Origin of the sequence: Leptothoe spongobia TAU-MAC 1115 (assembly GCF_018739885.1) — a bacterium.
Taxonomy (GTDB): Bacteria; Cyanobacteriota; Cyanobacteriia; order Phormidesmidales; family Phormidesmidaceae; genus Leptothoe; species Leptothoe spongobia.
Map to the genome: position 1 here is coordinate 143,056 of NZ_JADOES010000006.1, position 16,902 is coordinate 159,957.

The following is a 16,902-nucleotide window of genomic DNA, read 5'->3' on the forward strand; positions in this document are numbered from 1 at the left end:
GGGCTATACACAGCCTACATAAGATGGATACGTTATTTGATTGCACATCCCCTATCTGGCACAGATTGTCTTGCTTAGACGCGGTGTCTTGCTTAGACGTCTTGTGCTAGATGGCTTAGAAATATAGTAAGAAAACTCGATATAACTTGTATATCGCAAAAATACCTATTCTTAGGAGTTCTGTCTTACCCTATAGTGATAGCGTTTATGCTTGAGCTTTAGGGATATGCGGCATGATCATCCCCAAATGTCTCGTTATTCATCTCAAGAAAACTGAGATATTTGCTATTTTAAGCCTTATTTTGGTCGATATCGGCAAGGGTGAAATAAAAAACTGCCCCTTGTCCAGGCACTGACGTTAACCAAATGTCGCCCTGATAATGCTCCACAATTTTTTTGCAGATAGCAAGTCCGATGCCATGGCCCTGGTATTCTTGTCGGCTATGCAATCGTTTAAAGAGCTTAAAAATACGTTCCTGTTGGCTTTGAGGAATGCCAATACCATTGTCCTGGATAGTAAAAAGCCAGTTATGGGCTTGCTGTTTGGCAGAAACATGAATGCGGGGTAGCTCTACTCCTCGGAACTTGATAGCGTTGCTAATCAGATTTTGCAGTAGTTGTACGATGTGGTTTTGATCTACGTATAGAGTCGGTAAAGCAGTGTGAGTGATGCTTGCTTGTGTCTCCAGTCGAATTAGCTCTAAATTTTTAAGGGCTGTTGCAAGGGCCTGGTCTAGGTTGGTAGGGCTATTGGTGGGTTGTGTCTTACGGCTGATGCGAGAGAGTTCTAAGATGCCATCAATCATCGCTTTCATGCGAGTACCGCCCTCAACAATGTGAGTAATGTAGCGTTTGGCAGAGGCATCTAACTGTTCGCTATAGCGTTGTTCCAAGAGTTGAGAAAAGGCCGTCATCGCCCTCAATGGCTCTTGCAAATCGTGGGAGACAATGTAGGCAAACTCCTCCAAATTTGCATTAGAACGGACTAATGCTTGGGCCTGTTGGGCTAATGCTTGTTCAGTTTGCTGTTGTTCGCATACTTTTGCCCGTAAGCGTTCATTGACTTCAATCAGTTCTGTCGTACATGGATCTTCCGACATATACAGACTGTCTTGTGCATCTTGCTCAATGACCCGTTCAATTAAAAGGGTTAGGAAGTCTTGGCTCCCATGGACCATATGTAAGCTGGCTACAAGAGTCACGGCATATGGTTGACCGTTGGGTAACTCAAGCTGATAGCCAGCTTTTTGGGATTCTCCGTTGTGCTGTGCTTGCTTGAGAACGTCACTGCTGGGGCCTTTTAGGCGGGCGGGTAACAGCTGGATAACATCCTGCTCTAATGCATTGCCATCGGCCTCAAGTAACCCGAGGTGATCGCTACAGATATGTATAAGACGATTTTGCCGATTAACCAGTAGGCAAGTAGTCTGATGGTGTTTTAGCAAAGCCTGGAAAGCGGTAGCGATCGCAACTGGATCAACTGACTGTTTGTCCTGCAATGGTTTATCCGTATGTCAAAACAAAATTAGGGGGGGCTTTGTCAAACTCTGAAGCTATCTAAAAGCTATCTAATGGACAATGCGCCCCGCTTGAACATTCGTCAGACAGGACGCATAGTATATAAATGAATTAAATCTGATTTAACTTACCAGCTAGACTTGACTACACCGGGTAACAGACCCTGATGAGCCATATCTCTGAGGGCGTTACGACAGAGACCAAAATCACGGTAATAACCATGGGGGCGACCGGTCAACCAGCAGCGATTGTGCAGACGCGTAGATGAACTATCGCGAGGCAGCTGTTGGATTTTGCGATGGATTTCTAGCTTTTCTGCTTGGGACCCAGCTGCCTTAAATGCTTTCATAAGTTCTTCGCGCTTGGTCGCATACCTTGCAACTACTTTTTCGCGCTTACGCTGACGCGCAATCATGCCTTTCTTAGCCATTGGGCTGATAGTTTCCTATAGGTTACCGATGTTGATCACAGTCTCCCATAATAAAGGACATGCTTGTCTTTGGCAAAACTATTTTGTAAATGATTAATACCGTTCTCTTTCATTGAAATTATCTTCAAACTCAAACTTGGTTAACCAATTGACCAGCAGCATCGCCCCAATCAGCGTGCTCAGGCCGAATAGTCCGATCATGCTTCAAACTAAAAACTACTCTTTATGCATGCTCTAGAGTTCCCCTCTCATCAGGAAAACTAGATGAGCAGCCTATGTTTTTTGGGGTAGTTTTTTAGTCGTCTTGCTATTGCTCTTGGCTTTGATCAACTTTGATCCAGATGAGCACCATTCAGCCAATTGGCATCGCTCACAGGCTGGATTACGAGCATCACAGACGGCGCGGCCATGATAGACCAAGCGAATAGACCAATTTTCCCAATCTGGTTGGGGCAGTAGCTTCATCAGGTCTTGCTCAATTTTGACCGGAGCATCATGCTTAGTCAGGCCGAGTCGGTTGGTAATGCGTTTAACATGGGTGTCTACAGTCACCCCAGCATTGATCCCAAACCCATGGGCGAGCACTACGTTTGCGGTTTTTCGAGCCACACCTGGCAGACTAGTGAGTGTTTCCATTGATTGAGGGACTTCCCCACCAAAATCGGTCACAATTTTTTCACAGGCGGCACGAATATTTTTAGCCTTATTGCGATAGAAACCCGTTGATTTAATGTACGACTCGATTTCGCCAACGTCTGCCTCTGCATAGTTTGTCACGCTGGGAAAGCGTTCAAATAAAGCTGGTGTGACAATATTCACCCGAGCGTCAGTGCACTGGGCAGATAGCATGGTGGCTATCAGTAGCTGCAGTGGATTGTCGTAGTCGAGGGAGCAGGGGGCTTCTGGGTAGAGTTCCTTGAGACGTTCGAGGATAAGCAGTGCTCGTCGTTTTTTAGTCAGGCGAGGGCGTTTGGCTTGTGTAGCAGTCACGATCGGCTCTGCCTACTGAAAAACGTTCTGGAAAATCTCTAGGCGTGAAATGTCGCGAGCAATGAGGATGCCACCTAGCCCCAAAAACAGGAGTAGTCCAGTTTGCATAACGCTTTCTTGGATGCGTCGAGGTAAGGGCTTACCCATCAATGCCTCGACTAGCAAGAAGGCCAACTGACCGCCATCTAACGCTGGCAGGGGCAAGATATTGATAATCGCCAGGTTTACACTGATGAGAGCAGTGAAGGGAAACAGACTAATCAGGTTATTATCTGCCATAGTCCGACCTTGGTCGACGATGCCTACAGGACTAGATACCTGGCTTGACATCTCAGAAAAATTAGTTACTAGGGCAAAGAATCCTTGCGCTGTACGGACAAATACGTTTTGAAACTCCTCAGCAGCAAACTTGAGCACTTCGACAGGATTGCTGGATCGCTGATAGCTAAACCTACCGTTGGGATATAGCTGAACGCCAATCAGAGGCTTGCCTTCGGGAGATACATCTGGCGTTACGGTAAGGTTAAGTTCCTGTTTGCCCCGCTGGATCTGTAAATCAACGGGTTTATTTGGACTACTTTGAATGGCATCAATCAAAGTCTGCACATTAGCTTCACCCTGATTGAGGAGTTGATTATCCACGGACAGGATGATATCGCCTGCTTTGATTCCAGCAGTAGCAGCTGGAGATGTGCTGGACATAACCTGAGGGATCAGCACTCCTGGCTCAGGGACAAAGTCTTGGGGAACGCCAACACTAGTGAACTGGACCACAAAAACCAGATAAGCAAACAGAAGGTTAGCAATGACACCGGCGCTCATGACGATGGCGCGATCCATCACTGGCCGATTCTGGAGCAGATTTGGGTCGTCAGGCGAAAAGCTATTATCTGAGTCTTCCTCCATGGGAAAGCCAACAAAGCCACCCAGGGGCAGTGCCCGCAAGGCATATTCTGTTCGTGAACCCTGATATTTCCAGAGAATGGGACCAAAGCCGATGGAAAAGCGGTTGACATGGATGCCCTGTAGTCGAGCGGCTAGGAAATGGCCCAGCTCATGGACAAAAATCAGGATGGCAATGACAGAAATAACGGCCAGAACGGACATATATGAAAATAAGTAGGTCGGTAAAAATTGATTGAGAGCTAATGCGCTTTGTCTAGCTACTCAGTCTAAAGAAATCTAGGGAAATAAGGATTGACAGGGCTATCAATACATATAAGCGCACCAGAATACTAGAAAAATGTTTGCTATCTTCTCATTCTACCGTTCTGATTCCATACATGTGGGTTAAATGATTCAAAGGAACTCCCGTCCTAAGTAAGGTTGCAGGACATTGGGTACTTTTACGCTGCCGTTAGGCTGTTGATAGTTTTCTAGAATGGCCGCCATAGTACGTCCAATGGCCAGACCAGATCCATTGAGGGTGTGGACAAACTGGGTGCCTTTTTGCCCTGGAACTTTGAACCTGATGTCGGCACGCCGGGCCTGGAAGTCAACGCAGTTAGAGCAACTGGAAATTTCGCGATAGCGGTTGGCTGACGGGAGCCACACTTCTAAGTCATAGGTTTTAGTCGCTGAAAAACCCATATCGCCGGTGCACAAAGCGAGAACTCGGTAGGGCAGCTTGAGCTGCTGGAGGATATCTTCGGCATCTTTTGTTAACGTTTCCAATTCGTCAAAGGATGTCTCTGGATGGACGAACTTAAACATTTCCACCTTATTAAACTGGTGTAGGCGAATCAGGCCACGGGTGTCGCGGCCATAGCTGCCCGCTTCTCGTCGGAAACATGGAGTATAAGCACAATAATTGATGGGTAACTCTTCTGCGGTGAGGATTTCACTGCGGTGCAGGTTCGTTAAGGGGACCTCAGCGGTAGGGGTAAGCCAAAGGTCATCGTCTGCACATTTAAAGCTGTCTTCGGCAAACTTTGGCAGTTGACCTGAGCCCGTAAGCGATGCTGAGTTGACTAGAATGGGGGGCAAGATTTCGGTGTAGCCCACCTTAGTGTGGCGATCAAGCATGAACTGAATTAATGCTCGTTCCAAGGCTGCACCAGCACCGATCAAGGTGACAAAGCGGCTCTGGGCAATTTTTACCGAGCGCTCGAAGTTCATGATGCCTAGCTTTTCGCCTAACTCATAATGAGCGAGGAAGCCATCACCCTGGGGGATCAGGTCATCACCCCAGCGCCGGACTTCGACGTTGTCCTCTTCGTCCTTGCCCTCAGGGGTGCTGTCATTGGGCAGGTTTGGTAGGGTGAGGAGAATGTCGTGGATTTTGGCCTTGAGTTCTTTTTCTTTGGGTTCTAGTTCTGATAGTTCTTTTTTGACCTGATTACCTTCTGTTCGTAGGTCTTTGACCTCATCGCCCTTGGGATCGGCACCGCCCTTAATTTTCATGCCGACGGATTTGCCAATTTCATTGCTGCGGGCCTGGAGTTGAGATCGCACTCCCTCCAACCCTCTCTGTTCACTATCTAGCGTCTGCAGCTCAGATAGTGATTGCGAATAGTCGCCGCTGCGTTTGGCTAAGGCCGCTGCTACTTGGTCAGGATTTTGTCGAATCAGCTTTAGATCAAGCACTATGGTTCACCGAGTTTTCCCAGTAAATCAGAATAGCATCCCTCACCCTAAATCCCTCTCCCCGAGGGAGAGGGACTTTGATGGGTTTAAACAACCTGTTCGATTTCGGCAATTTCGGGGATAAATTCGCGGAGGCGACGCTCGATGCCCATGCGCAGGGTCATGGCAGAGCTGGGGCAGGAACCGCAGGCACCCTGGAGACGAAGTTTGACCACGGGACCGTCGATGTCAACCAGCTCAACGTTGCCGCCATCGGCCATGAGATAGGGACGGAGCTCGTCAAGTACTTTTTCTACGTTGTCGTTGGTTAGGGCTAGGGTTTCCATAGTGTTGGTTGATACCAGAAGGATTTAAACAGCTACTTCAATAGTAGCTTTTGAGTAGAGAAGCTTGGCTTTAAGTTCTTCTATAGGTGGTATGGAGGTGAAGCAACTCCTAACGCATCAGCTGCCAACACCGAATCTGTCCTGACCAATCACCGCTAATGAGAGTGCGGTTGTCAGGGGCAAAGACGGCGGACCAGACCCCGCTTGCATGACCTTCAAGGATGTCAAGGAGTTTGCGGGTGGTCATGTTCCAAATGCGGATTGTGCGATCGCGACTGGCCGTAGCCAATAGCTTGCCATCGGCACTAAAGCTAACACTATTGACACCGCCGTTATGGGCATCGAACTCCCCCATAAAGCGACCGTCCCGCAGACGCCAAAACATCACTTTTTGATCGGCTCCACCACTTACCAGTAATTCACCATCTGGGCTAATCGCAAGGGACACAATATCGCCTGTGTGTCGCTGTAATCTACGGCGAATTTGACCAGTGGCCGCATCACAAATATTAATTTCCTGATCCTGAGTGCCAGTAATGAGGGTCTGGCCGTCGGGACTCAGGACGAGGGTACGAATCCAGTGCTGATGGGTTAACAGTGTTTCTTGTAATGTGCCAGTGGCGGCTGACCAACGCCGGACTGTTTTATCTTGGCTACCGGTATATATCCACTGACCATCAGGACTAAAGGCAACGGCCCGGACGCTATCAGTGTGACCTTTGAGTGTGGTCACCGGGTGAGCCTGTTCCAGGTGCCAAAGACAGACATTATTATCATTGCCACCGCTGACGATCAGCTGATCATCCAGGCTAATGGCCAATGCCCGCACCCAGCTGCTATGGCCTTGTAATGTGTGGTGTAGTTGCCCGTTCTCAAGGTTCCATAATTTAATTGATCGGTCCCCGCTGCCGCTGATGATATACCGACCTCGGCTATCCACTGTGATGGAACGGATCCAGCTATCGTGGGCATCAATTGCCTGAGTACAGTGCCATAGATGGCGACTCGGCGGTTGAGGTAAGGAGTTCACAGCCGCAGTTCTAGTAACTACATACATTAGTCAGACGTTATTTAATACTGGCATTGCAGTCTACCTCCGTAAATATCAGGATGACAGTCTGCAAAAACGTACAGTTAACAACGCGCGCTAGGTAGAGAATTCCCGATGACCTTAGCGGAAATTTTGAATTGTTGGGCTGGATTTCCGGACATGTAGATTAGGCGATACTGCCGCGTTTTCGGGCTTCTTTATAAGACGTGCCTACATTTTGTAGACCAGCACGAATCATTTGCTGTTCGAGGAGGGCAAAAAAACGGCTGCGATCGCCACCGCGCACCACCGCCTGATTATGGGCTTCTGCCAAGGTCACCGGATAGCCAAACCCCTTTTGTACCTGGGTTAGGGTCAGACTAAGGGCGGCATCAAACAGTTTTTTATCAGTCACTACCCATTCAGGGAACTCCACACGGGCAATCTCAGCACCCACATGCACATGGCAGAAGTAGATCTGATGATGGTCGCCATAGAGCTGCAGAATATCGGCTGAGCTTTTGAACAATGGCCCTCGTTGACCAGGCTCTAGCAATGTGGCCCATAGGGTGACATCCCGTAGCGGTGAGAATACCTGGCAAGGGGCCCCATCGGTTTGCCCTTCACAATGCTTTTGGCAGTCCGGCTGATCGTGGGGGCAGCTTTGTAATCGCAGGAAGTTTAGGGCTTCACTGCTGCGTGAAGCGCTGAGATACCCCACCATCGGCACCTGGGCATCGCGCAGCTGCTCCCACGCCGCCAGGATCGGGTCGAGGATTTGGTCCCTGGCTGGTGCCGGGAGCTGATCCAGAAACCAATAGATTAACGAGCCATCGGTCATGGCCAAGGTGGGAACGGCAAGACGTTGTAAAAGGGACAGCTGCCGTGATTTTTTGCCCCGCCTTCCACTTACCTCTACACCTAACTCTGCCAAGACCACTGCCTCCGACACCGTCCGCCGATGGCCCATCCACTCCTCTGTGCGAATTCCCCATTGCCGCGAGGCATAGAGGTCTTCGGGGCGATAAATTACCTCGGGCTGGCTATCAAGTAGCGGAAAGCGGCTCTGGCCATAGTGCAGTACAACCCGACCGATATTGAGTAAATAGCAATAGGCAATTTCATGATGGCTGGGGTTGATTTGGGAGCCGTCGGTGGCAATAACGGTGTGGGCTGCTGGGGCAGGGTTGATGTTGACTCTGGTATCTAGCGGTTCAATCGGGACGGCGGCGGCGAAGCCCAGATTGTTAGTTTGAAGCTGCTCCACCAGGTGGGACTGCTGAAGGTGGGCCTGGTTTAGGAGTTGGGTTGCGATCGCAATCCTCACCTTAGCTGCTTCAGCCTCCTTGGCCAGGTGATGACTAATCCCCTGCATCTGCTGGGCAATTTTCGATAGATCCAGCATGGATGTGCCTATTCCGTATCGAACTTTTGTACTATCGAGTCTAACGATAGCAGATGAATTCGATTATCTTCCTGGGCTGCTTGACGTTCGGGTGCCAGATTGTAACCCCAGTCAGCGAGAAACAGCTCCACATGGTCTAAGTCAGACTGTTTTTTAACAGACTGGAGAGCTTTGATGCGGTCTTCGATAAACCAGAGGGTGGGATTTCGGGCATCGATAGTGTGCTTGGCCGTTAACAACCGTAGGGTTTCATACTTGGGCCGTTTAACCTCTTTACCCAGAATCGTTTCCGGGGGCATGGTCACACCACTTTGTTTGAGTAGCTGTTGGATAAAGCGCCCCTCCTTGGTACTGACAATATAGGTGGGACGTTTTTCTAGAGACCTTTGTAGTATTGCCAGCATGTTGGCATAAAACCGATGCTGGGCCAGCCAGTTATCCAAGTCGGTGGCAATCCAATGATCACGCTCGCCATCCAGCGTTTTGGCTGCCTCAGCTTTAGTGAGATTAGTTTCTTCTAAAAAAGGTAGGGCCAGCTCTGGCCAGCCCGCTATGATTTCCTCATCCGTTTTACCCGCAATCAAGGCCCTTAGCAGCATGGGCATTTCCCAACCAGTTTCAATCACAGGACGCAGCGGATAGAATTTTTCAGCTAAACCTGCAGGGGGTTCTAAAGTCTCTGGGGTGAACAGTTTGCCATAGGCCCGCCATGCTGTCTGAAAGTACTCAATCAGCCCATCGCAAATGACGCCATCAAAGTCAAAGGCCAGCACATCTGGTTGCATGGTTGAATTTTCCGTCAGTTACTTTGCAACGATACCGGAGGAGAGGGTTGGGAAAAATATCCGTTGGCTACAATATGAGGATTGTAGTGCTTGTGTCGCAACCATGACCCCAGCTATCTCCGTTCGGCCCATCACCCTGGAGCAGTATTTGAACCAGACCCAGGGTTTAGATGCACGATACGAGCTATTTAACGGTGCTTTGTTAGAAATGCCGCCAGAATCTGACGAAAATAATGATATTGCCACTTATTTAATGTTTGAGCTGGCTAAGCACTTTCCCATCAAACGGTTAGCCCAGAAAAACACCGAAATTGAAGTGAGTGGTCAGCATGTGAGCTGTCGTATTCCTGATTTATTAGTTCATTCTGAAGGATCTAAAGCGGCCATCGCTGGGACTAAGCGAGCCACCATTACCCACGATATGCCGCCGCCGTTGCTGGTGGTGGAAGTGGTTTCCCCTGGTCAAGCCAATCGCGATCGCGACTATCGCTACAAGCACACCGAATATATGGCACGGGGCATTGCTGAATATTGGATTGTGGATCCTGAACTGCGCCAGGTCACCGTCTGCCGCTGGGATAACGGCATGTATGAGGACAGGGTATTCGTCAAAGATGAGCACATTCAATCGACGCTGATTCCAGAGTGGAAACTCAGTCCTGGTCAGATTTTAAGCGCTGATTAATGGTCTCATCAGTTAAAGACATGCACTTTCAATATGCTTACCAATATGTTTTGAAGCACATTGGTAGAGCCGCCTCCAAAAATATTCATCAATGCGAATGATAATAGCCATTGCTCGCGCTCATTGAACTCAATTTTGATATTCATTTAGCCCAAACATTTCGAAGCTATCCGTGGTGTACGCTTGCCGAAACCAGGCTGCCCTATGTGTATTCAGCAACAAGAGTCCCTAAACGCATCAAAATCCTTAGGGTTTCACCCAATTCATGGCGACGTGGGAAAAGTGAAAATGTCCGTGAAGTATCGTATACCGGACTGTCTGGTTGACATAGCTTTAAAAAGACAAACTCATCGCCGTTAGTGGCCATGCCATAGACAGGGTGCTCCGGCTGAGGACTAGCCAGCATGTAAGCCAAAAGCTGAGGCAACGCAGCGGGAACTGGAATGCTAGTGTGTTTTGATTCCACAACCATGATCCACAGATGTTCTTGGACGATGAGGGTATCAATAAATCCTCGGATAATTTCGTCGGGGTCTTCTAACTCCAGACTGACCCCATAGGGCGACTTAAGTCGAAATGGTGGATCTAAAAAACCAGCTAATTCAAGCAAAGGGGACAGCACAACAGCATTGAATGTGCCCTCTAACAGCAACCCCTCCGCCCGGTGGTAATCATATCGATTTTTTAGCCGCTCCACACCCAGTTGTTGGTCATTGGCCAACTGAGGTAGGTTAGTCAACCATTCATTAAAAAAAGTGTCGTCGCTTGCTTGCTGGAGGCCAAACCGACTCTGTAAATCATTCAGAGTTTTAATATGATCTGTAACGCCAAGGACAGCAGTCATAAAGCTCTATCAAGCAGCCATTTAATTAAGTTTAGCAATTGTCTTAACTGGTTGAGTTCTAGCGATGTGGCCACAGAGATGTGACCACACCATGACAAACAACTAGAAGCGATCGCCAATCTTAAAAATGACCTGGGAGTCCCCTTCATCATTGAGGCCAAACTCAAGTCGTACAGCCCCGACAGAGGTCAATGCCCGCACCCCCAGACCATAGCCAAACCCATCGCCTGGCTTGTCGCGAGCCTCAGCCGGTTCACCAATGACATCGTCACCGGTTCCCAAGTCAGAAGCATAGTCAAAGAATAGGGTACCGCCCACGTCAATATCGTCATCCAAGGCATTGAAGGAAAACATGGGAAAACGATACTCAGCCGTGGCTTGGACAAAGCTTTCTCCAGTACCCAGTTCTCCGGAGCTGTAGCCGCGAACGGAACTTGAGCCCCCCAGACTAAAGGCCTCATACGGAGGCGTATCGCCAATAATGGTACCGCCTTGTACATTCAACACCAGGGTGCGAGGACCTGCGGTAAATCCAAACAAATTTAATGGCAAAAACTGGGTGTAGTTAGCGCTAAGACGATTGAACAGAATATCGGCATCGCCAATGGGAATGGACTGATCGGTGCCAAATAGAAACCGATACCCTTGGGTGGGATTATCCGCGTCATTTCGACGATCCAACTTACCGACAAGATTAATCGTTAGCAGGTCATCCTGACCACTATCACTGACCGTCAGCGAGTTACCCAACTCATCGTCATCAAACACATCGTTGGTAAACGCGTCATCTCTGATAGAAATACGCTGGTAAGAAACCCCTAGAGCGGCTTCTAAATCAGGGGCTAAGGGACGAAAATACTCAACGCCTCCACCCAGACGATGCACCCAGGGATCATCCCCATTGGCCAGGTCTACTTCATTATCACCACCTTCAAATTCTGGCTCGATGCCACGCCGATTTTCAAAATTGAGACCGTAGCCTGAGCCATCCTGGAAAAACTGCCTGAAGTCAACTTCAGCCCCCAGGGTATTCTCCCCACCCAGCAAGCCAACGGTCAGCCGCTGATTATTATCACCGATATTATCGATTCCCCCATGCACCTTGATGGAAAATCCACGGGCACTATTGCTAGAGGGATTGACGGTAACGGGACGTAGAGGACCGGCAAGAGCCGTGGTTCGAGGTAAGCTGCCAAAGTCGTAAAAGAAAGAATTGGGTTTCTCGGCAGTTACCACCATGACGATCTGATCGGGCTCAGTGGCGGGCTCAAGGGTGAGCGTCACCCGCTCAGCCATCCCAGCAATCCGGCTCAGATCCCCATGGGCCAGTTCCGGATCGTAACTATCTCCGGGCTGAAGTTGAAACTGCTTGATCATGCCAGCAACGTCTGGACTGCCCTCAGTGTCTTCTTCCGCATTCACCAACCGGATCTGAATATCGGCAATAATCTCGCCATTGCCCTGGGGTACCGTCAGTTCAGTCCTGGGGATATTAGCCGGAGACAATTCGGTCTGTGTGACAGGCTCGGGCAAAGTCGGTCCATCTGCTGTTTGCCCCCAGGCAGTAGTCGTAAACCCCAGGGGGCTAGCAGTTAAACCTAAGGTTGTTACTAAAATCCATCTAACCTGGCAAGGTGAGAATAGCCGTGAATTTATTTTCATCAGTTTAAGAACGGCACAGCTTAAGCTTGAGAAAGGTTAAAGCGTTTACTGAAGCTATTGGATATTTAAGATAAACATACGTAAGGTATCACGTACGGATGCTCTCAGCACACGGAGGCCCTGCGCACAGGAGATACCCAAGGCCCCAGGGCGTAGAAGCACCTGATTCCAAACCCCACATCAATTTATATCAATGAATGCCACATCGCCTGCATCATCCCTAATTTTGGCCTAATTTGGGCTTAATTTGGGGCATCCCTAAATCAGCAACGGCACTGATGAAATCGAGGGTTAGAATGGGAAACGCTGGATAGGTAAGCCACATGGGCAGCTCGGTAGAGTTTCTAGATGAATTTGATGTAATCGTGATTGGCGCGGGCCATGCGGGCTGTGAAGCAGCTTTGGCATCCGCACGGCTGGGGGCACGGACGATGCTGCTCACCCTTAACCTGGACCGCATTGCCTGGCAGCCCTGTAACCCAGCGGTAGGTGGTCCGGCAAAATCACAGCTGACCCACGAAGTGGATGCCCTGGGGGGCGAGATTGGTAAAATGGCCGATCGCACCTATCTGCAAAAGCGAGTGCTCAATAATTCCCGTGGTCCAGCGGTGTGGGCGCTGCGAGCGCAAACCGATAAGCGAGAATATGCCGCCATCATGAAAACCATCGTGGAGAACCAGGAGAATCTGTTCCTGCGTGAAGGCATGGCAACAGATTTAGTCTTGGGTGACAACGATGATGTGATTGGGGTGCAAACCTACTTTGGCGTAACCTTTCGCTGTAAGTCAGTGATTCTCACCACGGGGACATTTCTGGGGGGGGTGATCTGGGTGGGCGACAAGTCTATGGCGGCTGGTCGCGCTGGTGAGTTTGCCGCTGTTGGTCTGACTGATACATTAAACCAACTAGGTTTTGAAACCGGACGATTGAAGACGGGGACCCCGGCCCGTGTGGATCGTCGCACGATCAATTTTGATGTGCTGGAGAAGCAACCCAGCGATACGGATGTACGGTGGTTTAGCTTTGACCCAGAGGTATGGGTGGAACGCGAGCCCATGGATTGTCATCTGACGCGCACCACGGCTGAGACCCATCGCATCATCCAAGAGAATCTCCACATGTCGCCCATCTACGGTGGCTGGGTCGATTCCAAGGGGCCACGCTACTGTCCGAGCATTGAGGACAAGATTGTTCGCTTTGCCGATAAAGAGAGTCATCAAATCTTTTTAGAGCCGGAAGGTCGTACGATTCCTGAGATTTATGTGCAGGGGTTTTCTACGGGCCTGCCCGAGACGATTCAGCGGGCCATGCTGCGCAGTCTGCCTGGGTTGGAAAACTGTGCCATGCTGCGTCCCGCCTATGCGGTGGAATATGACTATTTGCCTGCCACCCAGTGTTTCCCCACCCTGATGACTAAGAAGCTAGAGGGATTGTTTTGCGCGGGTCAAATTAACGGTACGACAGGGTATGAAGAGGCTGCGGCCCAAGGCTTTGTGGCTGGTGTTAACTCTGTGCGCTATGCCCGTGGAGAAGAGATGATCATCTTTCCCCGTGAGGGCAGCTACATAGGCACGTTAATCGATGATCTATGTACCAAAGATTTACGGGAGCCCTACCGCATGCTCACATCTCGGTCGGAATATCGGTTGATTCTGCGGTCAGATAATGCGGATCAACGGCTGACGCCCCTGGGTCGAGAGATTGGCCTGATCGACGACCGGCGCTGGGAGCTGTATACCCGTAAGCAGGAAAATATTGCGGTGGAGAAAGAACGGCTGCACAGTACTCGGGTGAAGGCCCATGAGCCAGTGGGTCAGCAGATTGTGGCGGATACGGGGCAGAAAATCAAGGATGCGATCGCACTCGCCGATCTCCTCCGTCGCCCTAAGTTTCACTACCAGCACCTGGAGCAATACGGTCTCGGCAACCCCGAACTAACCCGCGCCGAAAAAGAAGGGGCTGAAATCGACATCAAATACTCCGGCTACATCCAGCGGCAGCAAAAACAAATTGACCAGGTAGCCAAGCAACAAAACCGTAAGCTACCCCAAAACATCGACTACATGACCATCGACACCCTATCCATGGAAGCCCGCGAAAAATTGATGTCGGTACAGCCCTTAACCGTGGGGCAGGCCACCCGCATTGGCGGCGTGAATCCAGCGGATATCAATGCTCTGCTGGTGCATCTGGAGATTAAAGAACGTCAGAAAGAAGCCTTAGCTAAAACCTAGGAATGTTCCATAGAAGGACTGTATTCCAATAATGTTGTTAGCATCCCGTCCGTAGGGGCATTGCATGCAATGCCCCTACCAAAAAACAAAAAAAGCGCTAGCCTAAGCCAGCGCCAATCTATTGCGTACCTAACAAAACTAGGAGGGGAACATGCCCCATGACACTAAGCAGCGGTCGAATCCACAATTACCTCAGTGGCGGCATCTTCAGTAACCACGGTGTGCACCTCAGTTTCCTGCTCAATAAGCCCGATGGCCTCTGCCTCTGCCTCTGCAGCCTCTGTCTGGCTAAACAATGTGGCCTTAATGGCATCGATAATCGCCTGTAGCTTGAGCTTAAACCGAGCAATCACATCTTGCTCCTCATTAGCGGTATCCTGGGCGGCCTGTTTAGCACTGTGATAGGCTTCCTGGCCTTTTCCTTTAACCACTTCAACAGCATTACCGGCTAGGTCTTTAGCAAGGGGGCTGACAGTGCCAGCACCTTCTTTTACTTCAGTGACAGCGTCGGAGAAAGCAGCCTTGAGAATATCAGCAATCTTTTGAGTCCGGCGACCACCTTCTGATTTGATGGACTGAAAGTTTTCGTTGACTGCAGTTTGGGAATTGGTATAAGTCATGATTCTGTGCCTAATTTAAATGAGTTGAACATTGAACACGCAAGCCGTCCACTGGACTAGCCTACGGGGGCCGCCTCTACATCAACCACCTGCTCAGTTGTGGTGGCGGCATCAGCGGAATTATTAGCAGCCTCTTGGTTCTTTTTCTTAGAGGCATTGACCTGTTCGAACAGGAGTTGGGACACTTCAGTGACTAGTAGGGTGGCAATGATGCCATCATCGAGCCAGCCAATGATTGGAAAAACATCAGGCGAGATATCGAAAGGACTAACGAGATATAGGAGGCTACCAAAAACAACAAGCCAGCGATATTTAGAGTTGCGGATGGCGTTGCGGTACCAGGTACGTAGGCTTTCGATAATGGGTTGCTGTGCAGATGTCTTCATGGGGGTGTCTCTCTTGCTCGACAAATTCATAATCGCAAAGGAAGAGAATTAGCGCAGGTGGTGAATGCCCCCATGGTTTGGGGTAAAATTACACCGACATTACCGTATACGGTTTCCCACCACCATGGCCCAAAGTACTGTTCTGAAAGTATTCCAAAGCTTTTCAACTGCAGCCCTTCTAGCTGTTTTTATACTACTTGTGCCAGTGGTAAAAGTGTCTGGATTGTTGTTTTCTTGGTTTATACCCATGGCGGATGCTGCCCCCCAGGACCATTTTCGACGAGCTGAGATCAAAGGTGATGCTGAACTGATGGAGGCCTATCGCAATGGGCAATCTGATTTAATTGTGGACGGTGTCGGTCGAGTAGAACGCTTACTCGCAGACGATTTAGAAGGTTCACGGCATCAGAAGTTTATTTTGCGACTAGAGTCAGGACAGTCACTGCTGGTTAGTCACAATATCGATGTATCTCCTCGGATTGATACATTACGCGAGGGGGATGAGGTGAGATTTCGAGGGGAATATGAATGGAATGAGCGCGGTGGCATTCTACACTGGACCCATGATGATCCTAAGGACTGGCATGCAGATGGGTGGCTAGAGCATAACGGCATTCGCTATGACTAAGTCCCAAGCCAGACTGTCCAATCATTTAGGACGTACTCTGTTAGTCCATCTTGTAGAATTCTTTTTCTAGGACAATGCGTCTGTTATAACAAATCTTTTTCACTCAATGAGGATTTACAGGCTGTACCCCTGGGTGACACGGGTGAGTTGTACATTGCCGGTGACTGTTTGGCGCGGGGGTATCTACACCGACCCGAGATTACAGCAGCGCGATTTATCCAGCATGGTGGCACTATTCTTTATAAAACTGGAGATTTGGCCCGGTATCTGTCAGATGGCAACCTTGAATATCTTGGTCGTAGCGACCAGCAGATCAAAATTCGTGGATTCCGGGTTCGGGGTATACCAATGATGATCTATCGACCTAGCAACATTATGGGAGACACGACCAGCGGTATTTGTTCCCCAGATAGTTTTGTGATCAAAATGATTCAAGGATTTACTCAGGTGGGACTAGCGCCAGATATTGATGCGGCATTAAACCTGGTGCCGGTAGATTATGTCAGTCGTGCGATTTTGCATTTGTCCCGGACACAGTCTCCTAACGGTCAAGCATTTAATGTGGTGAATCCTCAGACTTATAGCTGGAATAAGCTAGTGGACTGGATGGGGGCTTGCCAGGGCTATTCGCTGAAGCGAGTTTCCCATGAAACCTGGTGTGCTGAGGTGATTAATGTGATTGGTCAGGATCAAGACTAGGAGTTACGCATTGACAAAAGTCCATCAATAGTATCAGGCAAAGGTAGCTTCTGTTGCATGGTCCAGAATAAACT

Annotated in this window: 17 protein-coding genes; 4 read left to right on the forward strand and 13 right to left on the reverse strand. The window is 49.4% G+C overall.

Annotated features, from left to right (window positions below; translation table 11 throughout):
• Nucleotides 1-290: 290 nt before the first annotated feature.
• The 9 genes from IXB50_RS05095 to IXB50_RS05135 form a co-directional block, all read right to left on the reverse strand.
• A complete protein-coding gene (locus IXB50_RS05095) occupies nt 291-1,499 on the reverse strand; it encodes a sensor histidine kinase (RefSeq protein ID WP_215607862.1) in 1,209 nt (402 codons plus the stop codon).
• 146 nt (nt 1,500-1,645) lie between these two features.
• Nucleotides 1,646-1,948 carry a 30S ribosomal protein S14 gene (gene rpsN / locus IXB50_RS05100; protein WP_215607863.1) on the reverse strand — a complete coding sequence of 101 codons (303 nt, stop codon included), beginning with the start codon at nt 1,946-1,948 and terminating at the stop codon, nt 1,646-1,648.
• A 273-nt stretch (nt 1,949-2,221) separates the two neighbouring features.
• Nucleotides 2,222-2,938 (reverse strand): endonuclease III, encoded by a 717-nt coding sequence (gene nth, locus IXB50_RS05105; protein WP_215607864.1) that lies wholly within the window; start codon nt 2,936-2,938, stop codon nt 2,222-2,224.
• A 12-nt stretch (nt 2,939-2,950) separates the two neighbouring features.
• The gene (gene rseP / locus IXB50_RS05110; protein WP_215607865.1) at nt 2,951-4,045 is read right to left on the reverse strand and encodes an RIP metalloprotease RseP; all 1,095 of its coding nucleotides are present in this window, start codon (nt 4,043-4,045) and stop codon (nt 2,951-2,953) included.
• 192 nt (nt 4,046-4,237) lie between these two features.
• Nucleotides 4,238-5,524: a serine--tRNA ligase gene (gene serS / locus IXB50_RS05115; protein ID WP_215607866.1), complete on the reverse strand. Its 1,287-nt coding sequence runs from the start codon at nt 5,522-5,524 to the stop codon at nt 4,238-4,240.
• An 86-nt stretch (nt 5,525-5,610) separates the two neighbouring features.
• On the reverse strand, nt 5,611-5,850 hold the full coding sequence (locus IXB50_RS05120; RefSeq protein ID WP_215607867.1) for a NifU family protein: 240 nt from the start codon (nt 5,848-5,850) through the stop codon (nt 5,611-5,613).
• 109 nt (nt 5,851-5,959) lie between these two features.
• The gene (locus IXB50_RS05125; RefSeq protein ID WP_215607868.1) at nt 5,960-6,880 is read right to left on the reverse strand and encodes a WD40 repeat domain-containing protein; all 921 of its coding nucleotides are present in this window, start codon (nt 6,878-6,880) and stop codon (nt 5,960-5,962) included.
• 187 nt (nt 6,881-7,067) lie between these two features.
• Nucleotides 7,068-8,285, reverse strand: a complete 1,218-nt coding sequence (locus tag IXB50_RS05130; RefSeq protein WP_215607869.1) for a DNA double-strand break repair nuclease NurA — start codon at nt 8,283-8,285, stop codon at nt 7,068-7,070.
• Between the two features lie 8 nt (nt 8,286-8,293).
• Nucleotides 8,294-9,070, reverse strand: coding sequence for an HAD family hydrolase (locus IXB50_RS05135; RefSeq protein WP_215607870.1), 777 nt, complete (start codon nt 9,068-9,070; stop codon nt 8,294-8,296).
• Between IXB50_RS05135 and IXB50_RS05140 the strand changes: the two genes are divergently transcribed.
• On the forward strand, nt 9,069-9,755 hold the full coding sequence (locus IXB50_RS05140; RefSeq protein ID WP_246564092.1) for a Uma2 family endonuclease: 687 nt from the start codon (nt 9,069-9,071) through the stop codon (nt 9,753-9,755). The two genes, IXB50_RS05135 and IXB50_RS05140, sit on opposite strands and share 2 nt — an antisense overlap.
• Nucleotides 9,756-9,957: 202 nt before the next feature.
• On the opposite strand, the gene IXB50_RS05145 is transcribed toward IXB50_RS05140, so the two are convergent.
• The gene (locus IXB50_RS05145) at nt 9,958-10,599 is read right to left on the reverse strand and encodes a type I restriction endonuclease subunit R (protein ID WP_215607871.1); all 642 of its coding nucleotides are present in this window, start codon (nt 10,597-10,599) and stop codon (nt 9,958-9,960) included.
• A 102-nt stretch (nt 10,600-10,701) separates the two neighbouring features.
• Nucleotides 10,702-12,261, reverse strand: a complete 1,560-nt coding sequence (locus IXB50_RS05150) for a BamA/TamA family outer membrane protein (RefSeq protein WP_215607872.1) — start codon at nt 12,259-12,261, stop codon at nt 10,702-10,704.
• Nucleotides 12,262-12,584: 323 nt separating this feature from the next.
• Here IXB50_RS05150 and mnmG point away from each other — a divergent pair, with 323 nt between their 5' ends.
• Entirely contained in the window at nt 12,585-14,495 is a 1,911-nt protein-coding gene (gene mnmG, locus IXB50_RS05155) for a tRNA uridine-5-carboxymethylaminomethyl(34) synthesis enzyme MnmG (RefSeq protein ID WP_215607873.1), read from the forward strand.
• A gap of 164 nt (nt 14,496-14,659) precedes the next feature.
• Here mnmG and IXB50_RS05160 read toward each other — a convergent pair whose 3' ends face one another.
• Complete coding sequence (locus IXB50_RS05160) at nt 14,660-15,115, reverse strand: hypothetical protein (protein WP_215607874.1); 456 nt, start codon at nt 15,113-15,115, stop codon at nt 14,660-14,662.
• A 56-nt stretch (nt 15,116-15,171) separates the two neighbouring features.
• The gene (locus tag IXB50_RS05165; RefSeq protein ID WP_215607875.1) at nt 15,172-15,501 is read right to left on the reverse strand and encodes a YkvA family protein; all 330 of its coding nucleotides are present in this window, start codon (nt 15,499-15,501) and stop codon (nt 15,172-15,174) included.
• A gap of 247 nt (nt 15,502-15,748) precedes the next feature.
• Here IXB50_RS05165 and IXB50_RS05170 point away from each other — a divergent pair, with 247 nt between their 5' ends.
• On the forward strand, nt 15,749-16,129 hold the full coding sequence (locus tag IXB50_RS05170) for a DUF3465 domain-containing protein (RefSeq protein ID WP_407658790.1): 381 nt from the start codon (nt 15,749-15,751) through the stop codon (nt 16,127-16,129).
• Nucleotides 16,130-16,276: 147 nt separating this feature from the next.
• Nucleotides 16,277-16,828 carry an SDR family oxidoreductase gene (locus IXB50_RS22600; RefSeq protein WP_246564093.1) on the forward strand — a complete coding sequence of 184 codons (552 nt, stop codon included), beginning with the start codon at nt 16,277-16,279 and terminating at the stop codon, nt 16,826-16,828.
• Nucleotides 16,829-16,902 lie beyond the last annotated feature (74 nt).